General features: G+C 43.3%; 14 protein-coding genes and 1 pseudogene. 5 read left to right on the top strand and 10 right to left on the bottom strand.

Translation table 11 applies throughout. The features are described from left to right. Positions 1-102: 102 nt before the first annotated feature. The gene (locus PXH59_RS19780) at positions 103-1,320 is read left to right on the top strand and encodes an MFS transporter (protein ID WP_285809858.1); all 1,218 of its coding nucleotides are present in this window, start codon (positions 103-105) and stop codon (positions 1,318-1,320) included. A 239-nt stretch (positions 1,321-1,559) separates the two neighbouring features. Continuing rightward, complete coding sequence (gene ybaL, locus PXH59_RS19775) at positions 1,560-3,272, top strand: YbaL family putative K(+) efflux transporter (RefSeq protein WP_285809856.1); 1,713 nt, start codon at positions 1,560-1,562, stop codon at positions 3,270-3,272. 78 nt (positions 3,273-3,350) lie between these two features. Here the strand turns inward: ybaL and PXH59_RS19770 are convergent, their stop codons facing one another. From PXH59_RS19770 to apt, 9 genes are all read right to left on the bottom strand, one after another. Next, positions 3,351-4,661 (bottom strand): inosine/guanosine kinase, encoded by a 1,311-nt coding sequence (locus PXH59_RS19770; protein WP_285809854.1) that lies wholly within the window; start codon positions 4,659-4,661, stop codon positions 3,351-3,353. Positions 4,662-4,833: 172 nt separating this feature from the next. Next, positions 4,834-5,946 carry an LPS O-antigen length regulator Wzz(fepE) gene (gene wzz(fepE) / locus PXH59_RS19765; protein WP_285809852.1) on the bottom strand — a complete coding sequence of 371 codons (1,113 nt, stop codon included), beginning with the start codon at positions 5,944-5,946 and terminating at the stop codon, positions 4,834-4,836. Positions 5,947-6,110: 164 nt separating this feature from the next. After that, positions 6,111-7,076 carry a ferrochelatase gene (gene hemH / locus PXH59_RS19760; RefSeq protein ID WP_285809851.1) on the bottom strand — a complete coding sequence of 322 codons (966 nt, stop codon included), beginning with the start codon at positions 7,074-7,076 and terminating at the stop codon, positions 6,111-6,113. Positions 7,077-7,338: 262 nt separating this feature from the next. Then, positions 7,339-7,986: an adenylate kinase gene (gene adk, locus PXH59_RS19755; RefSeq protein WP_047766782.1), complete on the bottom strand. Its 648-nt coding sequence runs from the start codon at positions 7,984-7,986 to the stop codon at positions 7,339-7,341. Between the two features lie 172 nt (positions 7,987-8,158). Further along, positions 8,159-10,048 carry a molecular chaperone HtpG gene (gene htpG, locus PXH59_RS19750; RefSeq protein WP_285811835.1) on the bottom strand — a complete coding sequence of 630 codons (1,890 nt, stop codon included), beginning with the start codon at positions 10,046-10,048 and terminating at the stop codon, positions 8,159-8,161. A gap of 200 nt (positions 10,049-10,248) precedes the next feature. After that, the gene (gene recR / locus PXH59_RS19745; protein WP_047766783.1) at positions 10,249-10,857 is read right to left on the bottom strand and encodes a recombination mediator RecR; all 609 of its coding nucleotides are present in this window, start codon (positions 10,855-10,857) and stop codon (positions 10,249-10,251) included. Beyond that, positions 10,857-11,186 carry a YbaB/EbfC family nucleoid-associated protein gene (locus PXH59_RS19740; protein ID WP_047766784.1) on the bottom strand — a complete coding sequence of 110 codons (330 nt, stop codon included), beginning with the start codon at positions 11,184-11,186 and terminating at the stop codon, positions 10,857-10,859. The genes recR and PXH59_RS19740 overlap by 1 nt, the downstream gene beginning before the upstream one ends. Positions 11,187-11,233: 47 nt before the next feature. Next, positions 11,234-13,207, bottom strand: a complete 1,974-nt coding sequence (gene dnaX, locus PXH59_RS19735) for a DNA polymerase III subunit gamma/tau (protein WP_285809850.1) — start codon at positions 13,205-13,207, stop codon at positions 11,234-11,236. A 99-nt stretch (positions 13,208-13,306) separates the two neighbouring features. After that, positions 13,307-13,858: an adenine phosphoribosyltransferase gene (apt, locus tag PXH59_RS19730; protein WP_047766786.1), complete on the bottom strand. Its 552-nt coding sequence runs from the start codon at positions 13,856-13,858 to the stop codon at positions 13,307-13,309. Between the two features lie 162 nt (positions 13,859-14,020). Here apt and priC point away from each other — a divergent pair, with 162 nt between their 5' ends. Then, on the top strand, positions 14,021-14,563 hold the full coding sequence (priC, locus tag PXH59_RS19725; RefSeq protein WP_285809848.1) for a primosomal replication protein PriC: 543 nt from the start codon (positions 14,021-14,023) through the stop codon (positions 14,561-14,563). A gap of 20 nt (positions 14,564-14,583) precedes the next feature. After that, positions 14,584-14,748: a pleiotropic regulatory protein RsmS gene (gene rsmS / locus PXH59_RS19720; protein ID WP_072059730.1), complete on the top strand. Its 165-nt coding sequence runs from the start codon at positions 14,584-14,586 to the stop codon at positions 14,746-14,748. Positions 14,749-15,026: 278 nt separating this feature from the next. Here rsmS and acrR read toward each other — a convergent pair whose 3' ends face one another. Then, the gene (gene acrR / locus PXH59_RS19715) at positions 15,027-15,677 is read right to left on the bottom strand and encodes a multidrug efflux transporter transcriptional repressor AcrR (protein WP_152669754.1); all 651 of its coding nucleotides are present in this window, start codon (positions 15,675-15,677) and stop codon (positions 15,027-15,029) included. Positions 15,678-15,819: 142 nt separating this feature from the next. Here acrR and PXH59_RS19710 point away from each other — a divergent pair. Beyond that, positions 15,820-17,020: pseudogene (locus PXH59_RS19710) on the top strand (efflux RND transporter periplasmic adaptor subunit). Positions 17,021-17,034 lie beyond the last annotated feature (14 nt).

Below are 17,034 nucleotides of genomic sequence, written 5' to 3'. Positions count from 1 at the left end.
TATCTAAGATGTATTATGGTGTAAAAATTAGACAACAACTCAACAAACCTAAAAATTCACCCTACAAATTTTGTTGATAATGACAGCGATAAGCGAATAAATATGAGTGAAAAAAGTCAAAAAAATCCTTTTCCAACTGCACCAACAAAAACACAGCGGACAGTTTTTTCAATTCTCGGGGCTATCAGCTTATCCCATATGCTGAATGATATGATTCAATCGTTAATTCTGGCTATTTATCCACTGCTGCAATCTGAATTTACTCTCAGTTTTGTTCAGGTCGGAATGATAACTCTGACCTATCAGGTAACCGCATCCTTATTGCAGCCTGTTATCGGTTTGTATACTGATAAACATCCGCAACCCTATTCACTGCCTATCGGTATGGGATTTACCTTATCTGGTTTGCTTCTATTAGCTTATGCGGAAAGTTTTCCAATGATATTAATGGCTGCCGCATTGGTCGGTACGGGGTCATCCGTTTTTCATCCAGAATCGTCACGAGTCGCACGCATGGCTTCGGGTGGACGTCATGGACTGGCCCAATCTTTATTTCAAGTAGGGGGAAATTTAGGCAGTTCATTGGGACCACTGTTAGCTGCTATTTTTATTGCGCCTTACGGCAAGGGAAACATCAGTTGGTTTTCCCTAGCAGCACTGCTGGCTATCGTGATCCTCTTGCAAGTCAGCCAATGGTATAAGATGCAGCATCGGGTTATTTTCCCCCTGTCTTCTCGTACTCATTCCCTGCCAACGCTGCCTAGAAAAACCATTATAAATTCTTTTGCCATTCTTCTATTACTGGTTTTCTCCAAGTACTTTTACCTAACCAGTATCAGTAACTACTATACCTTTTATCTGATGCAGAAATTTGGCTTATCCGTACAAAATGCCCAGATCCATCTATTTATCTTTTTATTTGCCGTCGCGGCAGGTACTCTGATCGGAGGACCCGTTGGGGATAGGATAGGCCGGAAATATGTCATTTGGGGTTCAATTCTTGGCGTTGCACCTTTTACCCTGCTGTTACCTTATACTTCTTTGTTCTGGACAAGCATATTAACGGTCATTATTGGCATAATATTAGCCTCTGCATTTTCTGCAATTTTAGTCTATGCCCAAGAACTCATCCCCGGTAAAACAGGTATGATAGCAGGTTTGTTCTTTGGTCTGGCATTTGGAATGGGTGGCATTGGAGCTGCCGTACTTGGCTATGTCGCAGATAAGACTAGCATAGAATTGGTTTACAAAATTTGTGCTTTTCTACCCCTTCTTGGTATTTTTACACTGTTATTGCCAAATATAGAAAAGAAACCTTGAAAAAACCAAGTAAAATCCTGAGTAAGCATCATAATTGTTACGCTATTTTTCTTTGTAAACAAGCGTAAATAATGGCAATATATACATTAAATTACATTAAAATGGTATTTAAGTGGATTTCCCTTGCTTTTAGCATTCAATATGTTTTTTTGTAATCTTATCTTTAATTATTTATAAAATAAATTATTACCTCACCTAACCATACAATTTATTATACTCGCTACCCAGAAGGAGCCTTGATGGAGCATTCGACACCTCTTATCACGACCATTGTTGGCGGTTTTGTTCTTGCCTATCTGCTTGGCATGCTTGCGCAACGTTTGAAAATCTCACCTCTGGTAGGATACCTTGTAGCCGGTGTGCTAGCGGGTCCCTTTACCCCTGGTTTTGTTGCCGATACCTCTTTAGCTCCAGAACTTTCAGAAATTGGCGTGATCTTATTGATGTTTGGTGTCGGTCTACATTTTTCACTTAAAGATTTGTTAGCCGTCAAATCCATCGCCATTCCTGGTGCTATCGCCCAAATTGCCGTTGCAACCTTATTGGGTACCGGATTATCAATGCTGCTCGGTTGGGGGTTACTCAGCGGTATTGTATTTGGTCTCTGCCTGTCTACCGCCAGTACAGTGGTATTGCTCAGGGCATTAGAAGAACGACAGCTCGTTGATAGTCAGAGAGGACAAATTGCCATCGGTTGGTTAATTGTTGAAGATCTGGCGATGGTACTGACATTAGTCTTACTTCCTGCGGCAGCAGGAATTATGGACAGCCACAACGCCAATATTGGCCAATTGCTATTGAAGATATTCCTTACCGTTGGCAAAGTCATTGCCTTTATTTTGTTGATGATCTTCGTCGGCCGCCGTGTCATTCCCTGGTTACTGGCAAAAACGGCTGCTACAGGCTCGCGTGAATTATTCACGCTGGCTGTACTTGCCATTGCATTAGGGGTTGCTTACGGTGCGGTAACACTATTTGATGCTTCATTTGCCCTCGGTGCATTCTTCGCTGGCATGGTATTGAATGAGTCAGAATTGAGCCACCGGGCTGCGCAGGATACTTTACCGTTAAGGGATGCTTTCGCAGTTCTTTTCTTTGTTTCTGTTGGCATGCTGTTTGACCCTATGGTCTTACTCCAACAGCCTCTGGCGATTATAGGAACCCTTGCTATTATTATCATTGGCAAGTCATTAGCTGCCATGCTATTGGTCAAAATGTTTGGCCACTCACGACGTACAGCCCTGACCATCTCTGCCAGCCTCGCCCAAATAGGTGAATTTGCCTTTATTCTCGCCGGGCTTGCTGTCACGCTGGGATTCCTGGATGGCGAAGCCCGTAACCTTGTACTGGCTGGTGCCATTATTTCAATCATGCTGAATCCTGTTCTGTTCAGTTTACTGGATCGTTATCTGGAAAAAACAGAAACCATTGAAGAACAATTACTCGAAGAAACGTTGGAAGAGGAAACTCAAATCCCTGTTGATATTTGTGGTCACGCCATTGTGGTGGGTTATGGCCGGGTGGGTCGTCAACTTTGCCAGCGTTTACAAGAAAAAGACTTCCCCGTTGTGGTTATTGAAGATACACGTACCCGATTTGAAGAGTTAGGTGGAGTGGGTATCAGTGCCATAATGGGTAATGCCGTCAATAAAGAGATCATGGCCCTGGCACGGCTTGATTGTGCTTATATGTTATTCCTGACAATCCCCAATGGTTATGAAGCGGGTGAAATTGTTGCGAATGCCAGAGAAATCAGGCCCGATATTAATATCATTGTCCGTGCCCATTATGATGATGAAATCACTTACATTACGGAGCGTGGCACTAGTCACATTATCATTGGTGAACATGAAATAGCACGGGCAATGGCTGAATCGCTACCCGAATATGAAGAGGGTTGTCCAATGGAGCCACCATCACTACATTCGTCAGAGACGCCATCATCAATATAACTTGCGAGCCACGAAATATCCCCATACGTGGGGATCTTTCCATAAAAACAGTGAAGACAATCTCTCAGGCCAGCAAAATCAACGCTCCCAGTACGATTCTTCCAGACTATCTTCTTTCTCCGGTAACCCTCTGGTTAAACGCGGAGAATGCTGTCTTAAGACCTGATAACTGACTCTGTTAGCATATTTACATACCTGAGCCAAAGAAGAATAAGTTAAATAAGAGTGCGCATGTTTACTGGAATTCGGTACATTCATGCGATGGTAGCTGTTGGCCGTGATATCATGCAGTAATGCAGATAATGCGCCATCCCCAGCACCATTAGTATTCATGATTTTTTCAGGTCCCCCCATATAAGGCTCAATATGGGAATAAACCCGCATTGGGTTTTGGCAATCCACCTTACGCATCACCCGGCTGAACTCATAACGGTTAAATTCTGCAATCGCACCAGGCAGAAAAGGATGCAATGTTTGGCGCTTGTGTTCTTCCTCCGTATAACCCGCCATATATAATCCAGCAGGCCCTGCGGTACATAACACCAAATCCACCCAGTTTAATGCCATGTCAGCCGCTAGTAGCGGATCACTGAAACCTGTTAATTCACACGCTTCCTCTTCATTCATTGCCACAACAGAAACATTTTCAGCCAGAAAATCGCGCCACCATTGTGGGTCATCCGCAATGACGTATTTTGTTCCTAACGTCAATACAACAGGTACGTTATGCTTCTTCGCATATTCAATGGCTTTCATTGTGGCTTCTGGCATTGGCTCACCTGATTTACAACGCACCAAATATGCAGTGATCACCAAAGCTGACGCTTCCGCAATAATATGTTCAGGGATCTTCTCTGGATGAAGCTGATTCATTAACCCCGGACTAATGGCAAACGTTCTTTCACCATTTTCCGTCACTAAGGTAAAACAGCGGCCAATTGGGCCATCAACCCCCTGGAGGTGATTCAAATCCATACGGCTGGATGTATTACAAAGATAACAATACGCATAACTTCCTATTTGGATGTTATTACACATCGCACCAAGCAGGACGGATTTATCATCAGCCAGCACAGAATAGTTATGCAGGGTATTACCGATGGTGCCGCCTGCAAATTCGTGGCTGATAAGATCCTTGTCTGTCAGTTCGTTGTAGAGAGCCTCAGCTACATCATCTTCAATGACTAACGAATGTCCCTTGCTTAGGTTATAACGCTGGATAAAATCCTCATCAACTTTGGCTTCAATATCAACCAGTGTCTGGTCAATACCAACAATGTAGGCTTGATTATTTTCGGTATCCATCATCTCTTTGATGGGTTGGAGCAGAGGATCTCTTAAACTGACAGGAAAATAGTGTTTAGATTTACGTTTACCGGGGAATTTCATAATTAATTGTTGCGGTAGAGCTAAAATATGCGGCATGTTAGCATAATACAGTGCGCCACAATACCAGAGCAAAACAAAAAAATAGGGCAACAACAAATGAAAACAGCCAATGTTATTACAACATTGGCTGTCAAAACGTTAGCTATCAGAGCATTATCTATAATAGATAATATTAAGCTTCTTGTTTCTGGCGACTACGTACCATATGGCGCAACAGAACAGACATGATGGATAAAATAAATCCGATAAAGCCTGCGCCAATCAGAATCAGCAAACGCTTAGGTGAATCTTTTGAAGTTGGCTCATAAGGTTCCTCCATAAACTTGAATGGCACAAAATCAACGGTATTCACATTCACTTTTTCCAGATTTTTGATATACAACTGACGGTTACGCAGGTCTGCATCAATTTTAGTTGGGTCAGTAATTTCTTCAGTAATCTGTAATTTACGTTGCAGTGCATCAGAACCCAGCGCAATCGAATAATCCGGATCATCCTTGATCATAGCTCCGCCATTCGATACGGGTTTTTTAATTCCCGCAGAATTAGCAAGAGAAATCGCATACTTCAGTCGCTCAATACCGACGCTGCGCATATTAGCGATACGCTCCAAATCGATAGCATAAAGCTTTTGCGAATATTCCAGTTTCCCATGAACCATATCACGCAGGTCCTCCTTCACTTGAGCACGAACCACCGAAGAGACGAATCTGATATAGCCACTTAATAGATTGTAGGCATCTTTTGCATTGCCAGCACTGAAAGAAAGTTTGGCTTCATCGATAACTTCATCGTCTTTTTCTTTCTTGGGTAAATATATCTCAATGTTTTTATTGACAATTGCCTCGATAAGCTTTCTTTTTCCCTGCTCAGAATTATCTTGATTCTTAGCCAGCAACGTCTTGAAGTAATCGGTATTAACCAAATATTCTTCACGTAATACACGTGAGTTATAATTTTCAATAAACCGCTTATACAGTGACTCTTCTGTCACTTTGGGATCTATGTTCAGAACATGTAAATCCGTTAACGCATTTTTCAATGGCTGAAACTCCTCCAGCCCCGGTTTCACTACAGCCGCTGTACTGGTCCATTTTTGTGGTAAAAATGATGCGATACCAAAACCAATAATTGCAAAGACGAAAGATACTGCAATAATCAAGTATTTTGATTGGAAGAGTACAGAGAATAGTTCAAACAAATCAATTTCATCCTCCCGCTCTGGAGGATAATAGTTTGCATGTTCTTGATAAAAATCAGGGTGTTTAATAGGTTTATTACTCATTATCTATATGTCCAATCCAAATAATTTTGCTTTTCATTGATATGCAAGCCCTTTCTCTCGCTTATCGTATTCATTGGTTAAAAAAACGTATCCTTAAAATCATACGACGATCAATGTCTGCTATTCATCATGTGTGATAATGTCCCATAACCCGCAATTGCAAGTTATTTCATGACATCATTTATCAACTGTTCAAGCAAAGAAATGTGGGCGTTATTATCATTAAGTGCAGAAATATATTCAAACTTTTTCCCACCAGCCTCTAAAAAGATAACTTTATTCTGTTGCTTAATCTCTTCCAACGTTTCCAGACAATCTGCCGCAAATCCCGGACATATTACTTGAACATGTTCTACGCCCTGGCTGGGTAATGATGCCATGGTTTTATCTGTATAAGGAGATAACCACGGTAAGCAACCAAAACGCGACTGATATGTCATCATAATTTTATCTGCGGGATAATCCAGTGCCTGACTCAATAGTTCAGTTGTCGCTTGACAATCTTGCGGATAAATATCCCCCATCTTTACCAGACGTTCAGGAATACCATGATAGGAAATAATTAACCGATCAGGCTGACCCTGTTTTTCAAAGCTCTGCTCAATGGTTTCCTTTAGTGCAGCAATATAAGCCGGATGGGTGGCATAACTACGAACAAAATGCAGGGTAGGAATTGTCCGGTACTCCCGTAATATTTTACTGATCCTGTCAAAAACTGCTGCCGAAGTTGTACTGGAATATTGAGGATAAAGTGGCAGTATAATGAGAGCCTCAATGCCCTGTTGTAACAAACTCTCTACGGCCTGAGATAAAGAAGGGGAGCCGTAAGTCATTCCCAAAGCAACAGGGATATTCGCCAACTTTTCATCCAGCAATTTCTGCTGACGACGACTATAAACTAATAAAGGGGAACCTTCTTCCATCCAAATTTCTTGGTAAAGTTTAGCCATTCGAGAAGCACGAAACGGAAGAATAAGACCATTCAAGATAGGTTTCCAAATAAATGAAGGGATATCAATGACCCTTCTGTCACTCAGAAACTTTGCCAGATAACATCTTATTGCTGCTGGTGCTGGCGCATCAGGTGTACCAAGATTCACTAACAGGACACCATACTTCTTGCTACTCATTCCTCAGAGCTCCATTAAAATGACTGACAATCTATACTCGATAAACTTCAAATTGCAATCCGCCAGATGACGCGAGGCCTTATATTTCCCCGCTGCGCGGGGAAATATAACACGCATCTTGAAGTTGGATTGGTATAGTATAAAACATGAATGATAGTTACATGTAACATTTCATGGAGTTAATTGCTCTAGGGTAGCGTGCACTATAAAAAAGTCAGGCGGTATGAAGGCCGCCTGTTATAACAACTCAAGCAAACACGAATCATTCACCCAGAATATTAGCCAGCTCTGCACTAACTTCCGCTACTTGACGAGTACCATCAAGTTTGAAGTATTTTGTGTTACCAGCCTGTGCTTCTTGCTGATAGTAAGAAACCAGAGGTGCTGTTTGTGTGTGGTACTCAACCAGACGTTTACGGACAGTATCTTCCTGATCATCTTTACGGGTAGTCAGCTCTTCGCCTGTAGCATCATCTTTATTCTCCACTTTTGGTGGATTGAATTTGATGTGGTAAACACGGCCGGACGGCGCATGCACACGACGACCAATAATACGTTCAACGATGATTTCATCAGGAACATCAAATTCCAGCACATAATCAACCTTGATATCGACTGCTTTCATGGCATCTGCCTGAGGAATAGTGCGGGGGAACCCATCCAACAAGAAGCCATTATGACAATCATCTTGTTTGATGCGCTCTTTAACCAATGCAATGACCAGCTCATCAGTTACCAGCTTGCCATTATCCATCAGCTCTTTTGCTTGCAAACCCAATTCGGTGCCAGCTTTTACCGCAGCACGTAGCATGTCACCTGTCGAAATTTGGGGGATCCCATATTTCTCCATAATAAATTGTGCCTGAGTCCCCTTACCGGCGCCTGGTGCGCCCAGTAGAATAATACGCATTGCGTAAATCCCCTTGCTATTTGCTTTTCATATTTTAAAGAAAACGTACCACCATACCATTTGAATGGGGAATGGCTCAAGAAAACAGGTAAACGTTTCCGCATTAACTAAAAAAAATAAACCACGCCCCATTTTTCGTTGAAGCGTGGTTTTTATCATTATCTCAATAAGTTTAAGCTTTTTCAGCTAATAATAATTGATTTATACGACGAATAAACTGGTTTGGATCATCCAATGTGCCACGTTCAGCAAATAGTGCTTGATCCAACAGCAACTCTATCCAATCAGCAAATTGAGCATCATCATCAATCTCAGCCGATTTCTTAACCAGGAGATGTTCAGGATTCAGCTCAAAGTTATAACTGACTTCTGGCACAGCCTGACCCGCTGCCGCAAATAGCTTCGCCATTTGGGTGCTCATCGCATTAGCATCAGTTGTTACAATAGCTGGAGTATCTGTCAGACGATGGGTAAGCTTGACTTCTTTCACGCGATCACCGAGCAGAGTCTTCACACGTTCAATGAATGGTGCCAGTTTTTTGTCTGCTTCTTCTTGCTCAGTCTTGTTTTCATCCGCCAGTTTATCGAGGGATTCATCAGCCTTGCTGACCGATTGGAATGACTTACCATCGAATTCAGTCAGGTAGCTCATCATCCATTCATCAATGCGGTCAGACAGTAACAGAACTTCAATGCCTTTCTTGCGGAACAGCTCCAGGTGCGGGCTATTCTTCGCCGCCGCATAACTATCCGCAGTAATGTAATAAATCTTCTCCTGCCCTTCTGCCATACGGCCAATGTAATCTTCCGGAGAAACGGTTTGAGCGGAGCTATCATTATGAGTCGAAGCAAAGCGCAGTAACTTAGCAATAGCTTCTTTGTTTGCGCCATCTTCGGCTGGACCTTCTTTCATCACCAAGCCGAACTGCTGCCAGAAGGTCTGATATTTTTCTGCGTCGTCTTTTGCCAGTTTATCCAACATTTGCAATACACGTTTAGTCAGCGCACTGCGCAGATTACGCGTGATTGAGCTATCTTGCAAAATTTCACGGGAAACATTCAATGGCAGGTCGTTGGAATCGACCAGCCCACGAACAAAGCGCAGGTAATTTGGCATGAACTGTTCAGCTTCATCCATGATGAAGACACGCTGTACGTACAGTTTCAGTCCATGTTTATGTTCGCGGTTCCCCATATCCCACGGTGCCTGAGAGGGAATATAGAGCAGGCTGGTGTATTCCTGCTTACCTTCAACGCGGTTATGGCTCCAAATCAGGGAGTCAGTAAAGTCATGGGAGATGTGCTTATAAAACTCTTGGTACTCTTCATCACTGATTTCAGCTTTATTACGCGTCCATAATGCCTGGGCTTTGTTGATTTTTTCCCATGTAACGGTAATCGAGTCGTCTTCTTCGTTTTTAGTTTGGGTTTCAATTTCAACAGGCAAGGCAATATGATCAGAATATTTGCCAATGATAGAACGTAGGCGCCAGTCATTGAGGAATTCGCTTTCCCCATCTCGCAGATGCAGGATGATTTCTGTACCACGTTCGGCTTTTTCAATATCAGCAACAGTGTAGTCGCCTTCTCCCGTTGACTCCCAGAATACACCTTGTTCAGCGGGTGCCCCTGCTGCACGGGTACGTACGGTGACTTTATCCGCGACAATAAAAGCAGAATAGAAGCCTACACCAAATTGACCAATCAATTGGCTGTCTTTTGCTTGATCAGAACCAATGGATTCAAGAAAGGCTTTAGTACCAGATTTTGCAATCGTGCCCAGATTATCGATAACCTCATCACGGGACATACCGATACCATTATCGCTGATAGTGATAGTTTTCTGTTCTTTATCAAGAGCCAGACGAACACGCAATTCACCATTATTTTCATACAGCTCAGGGGCAGACAATGCACGGAAGCGCAATTTGTCAGCCGCATCAGATGCGTTTGAAATCAGTTCACGCAGAAAAATTTCTTTATTGGAATAGAGAGAATGGATCATCAACTGCAACAGTTGTTTGACTTCAGACTGAAATCCACGGGTTTCCTGATCTTTCATACTCATTTATTACCTCAATCTAAATCCAGTTCAGATATGTACAATCGGACGATAATCATCAAATGGGGATAGATACGGAGAGTTTCAAGTTAAGACAACAAGAAGAATATAAAATTAGTTTGATAAGCGGGTAATCAGCTATGGATGGCGGCATAATCCGCAGCACCATCCATAAAATCACCCATTAACCGGGAACAAAATCACAAGTTCGTGATTTTTTGACGGCCAGCCAGCGAATGAGACAGTGTTGTACCATCCACCATTTCAAGTTCTCCGCCCACAGGAACACCGTGAGCAATTCGGCTGGCTGTCACACCATATTGAGAGCACATTTCTGCAATATAGTTTGCCGTTGCCTCTCCTTCGACAGTGGGATTAGTTGCCAGAATGATTTCAGACAAGGTTTCAGAAGATAAACGTTCTTCTAAACGATCTAAACCAATATCCATTGGCCCGATACCATCCAGTGGCGATAAATGCCCCATCAGGACAAAATAACGTCCCGCAAACTGCCCCGTTTGTTCGATGGCATGAATATCTGCCGGGCTTTCCACTACACAAATCTGGCTATTTTGCTGACGACGGGGATTAGCGCAAATCGTGCACTGTTCCTGTTCCGTGAATGTCCGGCAATCCTGACAGTGACCAATTTCAGACATCGCTCGTGTCAGTGCCTGTGCCAATCGCATTCCACCACTGCGATCTCTCTGCAATAGATGAAATGCCATCCGTTGTGCAGATTTTGGACCTACGCCGGGCAAACAGCGCAGGGCTTCCATCAGAGATTCAAGAAGAGGGCTGGTTTGCATTAGAATGGCATCTTAAACCCGGGTGGTAATTGCATTCCACTGGAAACACCGGCCATTTTTTCTTTCTGGGTTTCTTCAATACGGCGAGCAGCATCATTGAATGCCGCTGCGATCAGATCTTCCAGCATATCTTTGTCATCGTCCATTAAACTTGGATCGATTTCAACCCGACGGCAGTTATGTGCGCCATTAATCGTGATTTTTACCAGACCCGCGCCAGATTCGCCTGTCACTTCCAGCTTTGCAATTTCTTCCTGCATCTGCTGCATTTTTTCTTGCATCTGCTGGGCCTGTTTCATCAAATTGCCCAAACCACCTTTACCAAACATAATTCTCTCTCTTCGCTATAGCCACAGCATAAAATACACTACGGCAGTTAAACAGGCCGGATACTGTCTTCATCCAATTCTGCATCGAATAGTTGCTGAAGTGTTTGAATCGTTTTATCCGAAATAATGGATTGACGCGCTTGTGCCAATTTTTCTTCATAAATGGCTTGTCGCCACTCCAGAGGCGTTTTTACCGCAGGATTATCATCTTCAATGATATTGAGTTCAATAGGTTTGCCATGCAATTCACTTAATGCTTCGGTCAACACTGTCTGAGCCGATGCTGAATTAAGATGGCGCTGCTTTGAACGTAAATGCAGACAAAGACGATTTTCATCAATCTGTTCTTTAAATGCATTCAGCGCTACCTGTTGAACCAATTTGGGAATATGCAGCTTATCAATTTCCGCAGCCCATAGGTCCCTTTGTTTCGATTCAATGGCCAGCTTTTCTACCAATTCTGCTGTTTTCTCGTGTTCCAGCGCCGCTTTGATCGTTTTTGGTGTCGCAGTCGGACGCGGCTTCTTCTCTTCTCCAGTCTTGGTTGCTCGCCAGCGATAAGCTTCTTTTTTTACCGGATTAGCCGACTCAGGTTCCCGTGTTTCAGGGATATGGGATTGAGACTGTTGTTCTGCCACCGCCACCAGTCTCTCCAGCGCCGAACTTGCCGGCTTCGCCTTCGCAGACTCTGCCGGCTCAGGCTTTTTTGGGGGCGTATTTCCTTGACGAGTCAACGAACTTTTAGCGTGTAATAGTTTCGCTGTTGGGCTGTTTGCAACGGAAGATTCACTGTCCATCAATTGTGGCACTCTCCGTTCAACACGTTCATTTTCTTCATTATTTGAAGTAAATTGATTTGAAGATAACTGGGGGGCTATTCCCATTGGCGCTACAGGGTTTTCCACAGTGGGTGGTAATGTTTCCTCAATAATGGTTTTGGGATGAAAAGCCAAGGCGCGCAATAACGCCATCTCCACCCCCATCCGTCGCTCTGGTGCATAAGGAAGATCCTTGCGCCCCACCAGTAACGCCTGATAATAAAGCTGCAAATCAGTCGGAGAAACTGATCTTGCCAGCAAACGCAACCGCCCTTCGGTTGAAGAAGGCTCACTTTCAGGTTGCTGAGGCAACAGCTGGAGCATGGCAATCCGATGCAACAGCGACAATGTTTCAACCAGTAGATGTTCCCAATCTACACCACGGGTTGCCACTTGTTCCACCAGTGCCATCATTTGCTGACCATCTGCACGCACCAACGATTCAATCATCGCTAATGGTTGGTCATCATCCAGCGTTCCCAACATCTGGCTGACGATATCCGATGTCAGCTTCCCTCCACCAAGAGCAATGGCTTGATCTGTTAAACTCAAGGCATCACGCATACTGCCATCTGCTGCACGGGCAAGTAGCTGACGGGCACGAGCATCGCTTTCTATTTGCTCTGCATCAAGGATATGTTCCAACTGGCTACTCATTTGATCCACGTCGAGTGTTTTCAAATGGAATTGCAGGCAGCGTGAAAGAATAGTCACTGGCAGTTTCTGTGGATCTGTTGTTGCCAAAAGGAATTTCACATGTTCTGGTGGCTCTTCCAGTGTCTTCAACAATGCATTGAAACTATGGCGAGAAAGCATGTGAACTTCATCAATAAGGTAAACTTTGAAACGACCTCTGGCAGGCGCATATTGGACGTTGTCCAACAACTCGCGGGTATCCTCTACTTTTGTTCGGGAAGCAGCATCGATCTCAATCAGATCAACAAACCGCCCCTGTTCAATTTCAAGACAGTTGATACACTGACCACACGGAGCCTTGGTTATACCCGTTTCGCAATTCAGTCCTTTTGCCAACAGACGTGCAATAGTGGTCTTTCCCACGCCACGAGTGCCGGAAAAAAGATAAGCGTGATGAAGGCGTTGGTGTTCGAGACCATTCGCCAATGCAGTCAGCACATGTTGCTGACCGATCACATCAGAAAATATTTGTGGGCGCCACTTACGGGCAAGTACCTGATAGCTCATGAATACCGAGGAAATTGAACATGACTGTCTAACATGCTAGCACAGCCTCACCGTTAACGGCGAGGCTGATGTATCAATAATGCAAAAAAAACAGAATAATCAGTGACCGGGGAATTCAACGAGGGTGTAGCTGTCAACGCCTTGTTTTTTCAAACGTTCAACACCACCTAAATCCGGCAATCCAATAACGAATGCCGCTTCAGAAACTTGACCACCTAAACGACGAATCAAACGTACCGTCGCCTCAATGGTGCCCCCCGTTGCCAGCAAATCATCAATAACCAGCACGTTATCCTCTTCCTGAATGCCGCTTTTATGGATTTCTAATGTATCTGTACCATATTCCAGATCGTAAGTTTCGCTCAATGTTTCACGCGGTAATTTACCTTTTTTGCGAACAGGAACGAAACCAACCCCCAGACGCAGTGCAACAGGCGCTCCGAATAAGAAACCACGTGCTTCAGTACCAACAATTTTCGTGATGCCTGTATTCTGATAACGAGCTACCAATAAATCGATTGTGGCTTGATAGGCCGCTGGATTATCGAGCAATGTGGTAATGTCACGAAAAAGTATCCCCGCCTTTGGATAATCAGGGATGGTTTCGATACTATCTTTAATTAATTGCAGTTGTTGTGCGTTAGCGGTCATAATTGATGCCAGCCTGGTTTAAAAAGAAAACGGTAAAATCTATTCAAACTGCCGAAAAAAAAGCAACTGCCAAGCAAGCCGCTGCTTATATTTTGTTGACTTAAGTCAAGCTCCACACCTGAGTACTTTAACAGACAGATTATTAATGATAATGAGATGCTAATGGGCATACAAAATTTATTAAGTGTACTTGCAAAACAAGTCAGTACTCTGGAAAAAGAGCTAGCTTTACTGCCTGATACCCCTTTTTCCACTGCCCGTTTTGATCAAGTGTTATTTCACCACCGCAGCAATAAACTCGGTGGATATATGCAAGAAATCAGGCAAAATCTGGAACAATTGAAAGCCTGTATAAGCGATTATCGGATTGAACAAGTGAAGTTCCTTGCCGAGCGTTTAGTAACACAAATCGAGGCACTTAAGCGCGAGATATCCACCCAAGCGCTGCGAAAACAGGAAGATAAATTTGAGCGCCGATCACAAAAACAGGATCTTTATCAACGTCTGGCAGAACATCAAGATTATGAACGTCGTTTAATGGCAATGATTGATGACAGGGAATTACAGTTAAATAAACAAACTACACTTGCCAATAAGTACAAACTGCAAAAAGAAATTGCCGCCTTGGCGGGTAGGCTCGCCCGCTGCCGTCAAGCATTAATGCGAATCGAGAAGTCGATAGAAAAGCAAGAGCATTCAGATTAATCACAAAGGAAGCGGTAGCTATGGCTCTGGAACAAGCACCACCTGAAATACAACTCGCAGTAGATCTTATTTATCTGCTTGAATGTAACGAAATTTCTCCTGCTATCGCACTGGCAGCACTAGAAATCGTCAAACACGATCTTCAAGGGAAATTGAAAAAACAGGCCCGGCAATCTGAGGAATAAGCCTAACTCATGCTTGCTCTTCATTTATCTGGCTATTGGCTCCCATCATTCAATGGCTTCTGTACTTACTGCAATCGCTGCATGTGACGGAATAGCACATTTTTTCTGAGTAGATCACAATCCAGTCTCAGTTGATTCTATTTTGTCAAAGAATAGAGCGCGCTTTTTCCAAATCAGCTATCGATACCTTTCCTTCAACTGTATACGCCTTACGCTCCGTCAGGATCTTAAGCTGATTTTGAATATCATTACGGGCTGGAACACCGTTGCGGATTCCTTCAAGCTTCGTTTTCTTCAATGTTCCGCAAATGGTGGCTGTATTTAAGTGTATCAATGAAACTATCCACTAAATGAGCAGATTGCTCTTGAAGATTAAAACTGCCCGGTGAGAATGACCAGTTCTCAAATATCCCTGTCATCAATGCTCTCAACATGATGGCAGAACGTCTGAAATCAAGATCATAGGGTAGCTCTCCAGATTGAATACAAGCAAATAACATTTTTTCAATCTTCTGGTGATCAGAAATGCACATTTCCCTAATATCCTCTACTAATGGAGATATTTCTCCAACGAATTCACATTTATGGAAAAAAATTTCCATTAATTGTCGAATCTGAGAATCATCAATCATCATTTTTAACATGGCAATTAATAAATATCTCAACGCAATAAGTGGATTATCAGGATATTTTGATTGATACTCTTTCTCTAGTTCGTCTATTTTATGCTCTGGCATTCTACAAACAACAGAAAGTAGATCTGTTTTATTTTTAAAGTGCCAGTAAATTGCTCCGCGCGTTACATCAGCGGCAGTTGCGATATCGGATAGCGAGGTAGCAGAGACACCACGCTCAGAAAAGAGCTTTATCGCAGCATCTATAATTTGCTGACGGGTTTGGTTTGCTTGCTGTTTAGTTTTTCGTGCCATTTTAGTGCCATAAACTTTGTTTTTGACGGAGGCTGATTTACATACATTCATGTATGTTTGTACTATAGCACCCATTAACCAACGAAGTAATGATTTCACTTGTTAGATTAGCGAATCAACATTGAAAAATTGAGGTTTACTTATGCGAAAGAACAGGGGAGTTTTGCCTCTGGCCACATTACTGATCATTTCAGGCAGTTTCATTCTTTCAGGATGTAATGACAATAAAAATACACAGCAAGGGGCTGCTGGCCAGCATGTTCCTGAAGTGGGTATCGTAACGCTGAAGGCGGAACCTCTAACGGTCATCACAGAATTACCCGGCCGAACCTCGGCTTATCGTGTTGCCGAGGTTCGGCCCCAAGTCGGCGGCATCATACTGAAACGTAACTATAAAGAGGGAAGTGATGTGGTTGCTGGTGAGTCGTTATACCAAATAGATCCCGCAACTTATCAAGCAGAATACAGTAAAGCCAACGCAAGTTTAGCCAGAGCGCAAGCCAACGAGAATGTTTCCCGCTTGACCGTTGAACGCTATCAATCCTTGCTAGGCACACAGTACGTGAGTAAGCAGGAATTTGATAAAGCAAATTCAGAATATGCGCAGGCAAAAGCAGATGTTCAGTCCTCTCAGGCTGCATTGGAAAATGCCAGAATCAACCTGGCATACACCAAGGTAACCTCCCCTATTTCTGGGCGGGCGGGTAAGTCCACCGTCACAGAAGGGGCACTGGTTTCAGCAGGTCAGCCAACAGCTCTAACGATTGTTCAGCAGTTAGATCCTATCTATGTTGATATCACTCAATCCAGTGACGACTATCTGCGGTTCAAAAATGAAATTGCAAAAGGAACCGTTCAAAAAGAGAGCAAAAAAAACCAAAATCCATCTAATCACTGACACCGGACAAGAATACAGTCAAGAAGGTTACCTTGAGTTTTCTGACGTGACGGTTGACGAAACAACAGGCTCTATCACTATGCGTGCTGTGTTCCCAAATCCGAATGAAGAATTACTGCCAGGTATGTTTGTTCGCACTAAGTTAGAAGAAGGTGTACGCAAAAATGCGGTTTTGGTTCCTCAGCAAGCTGTTACCAGAACACCTCGTGGTCAAGCAACCACACTGATTGTCGATAAAGATGACAAAGTAGAATTGCGCAATATCAATGCGACTCAGGCAATTGGTAACAAGTGGTTGGTAGTAGAAGGTCTGAAAGCTGGAGATAGAGTAATCGTCACGGGATTGCAGAAAATAGCGCCGGGAATAACGGTCAAGCCAACGGAAACAGATTTGAATGCTAGTCCTACGGCTAATCAAGCTGAGTTCGCAAAAAAGCCTCAATAAGGAGTCGGTGATTC

The sequence above is a fragment of the Xenorhabdus bakwenae genome, assembly GCF_030272115.1.
GTDB lineage: Bacteria > Pseudomonadota > Gammaproteobacteria > Enterobacterales > Enterobacteriaceae > Xenorhabdus > Xenorhabdus bakwenae.
Note: the sequence above shows the minus strand (reverse complement) of the source record. Positions and strands in the feature narration are given on the sequence as shown.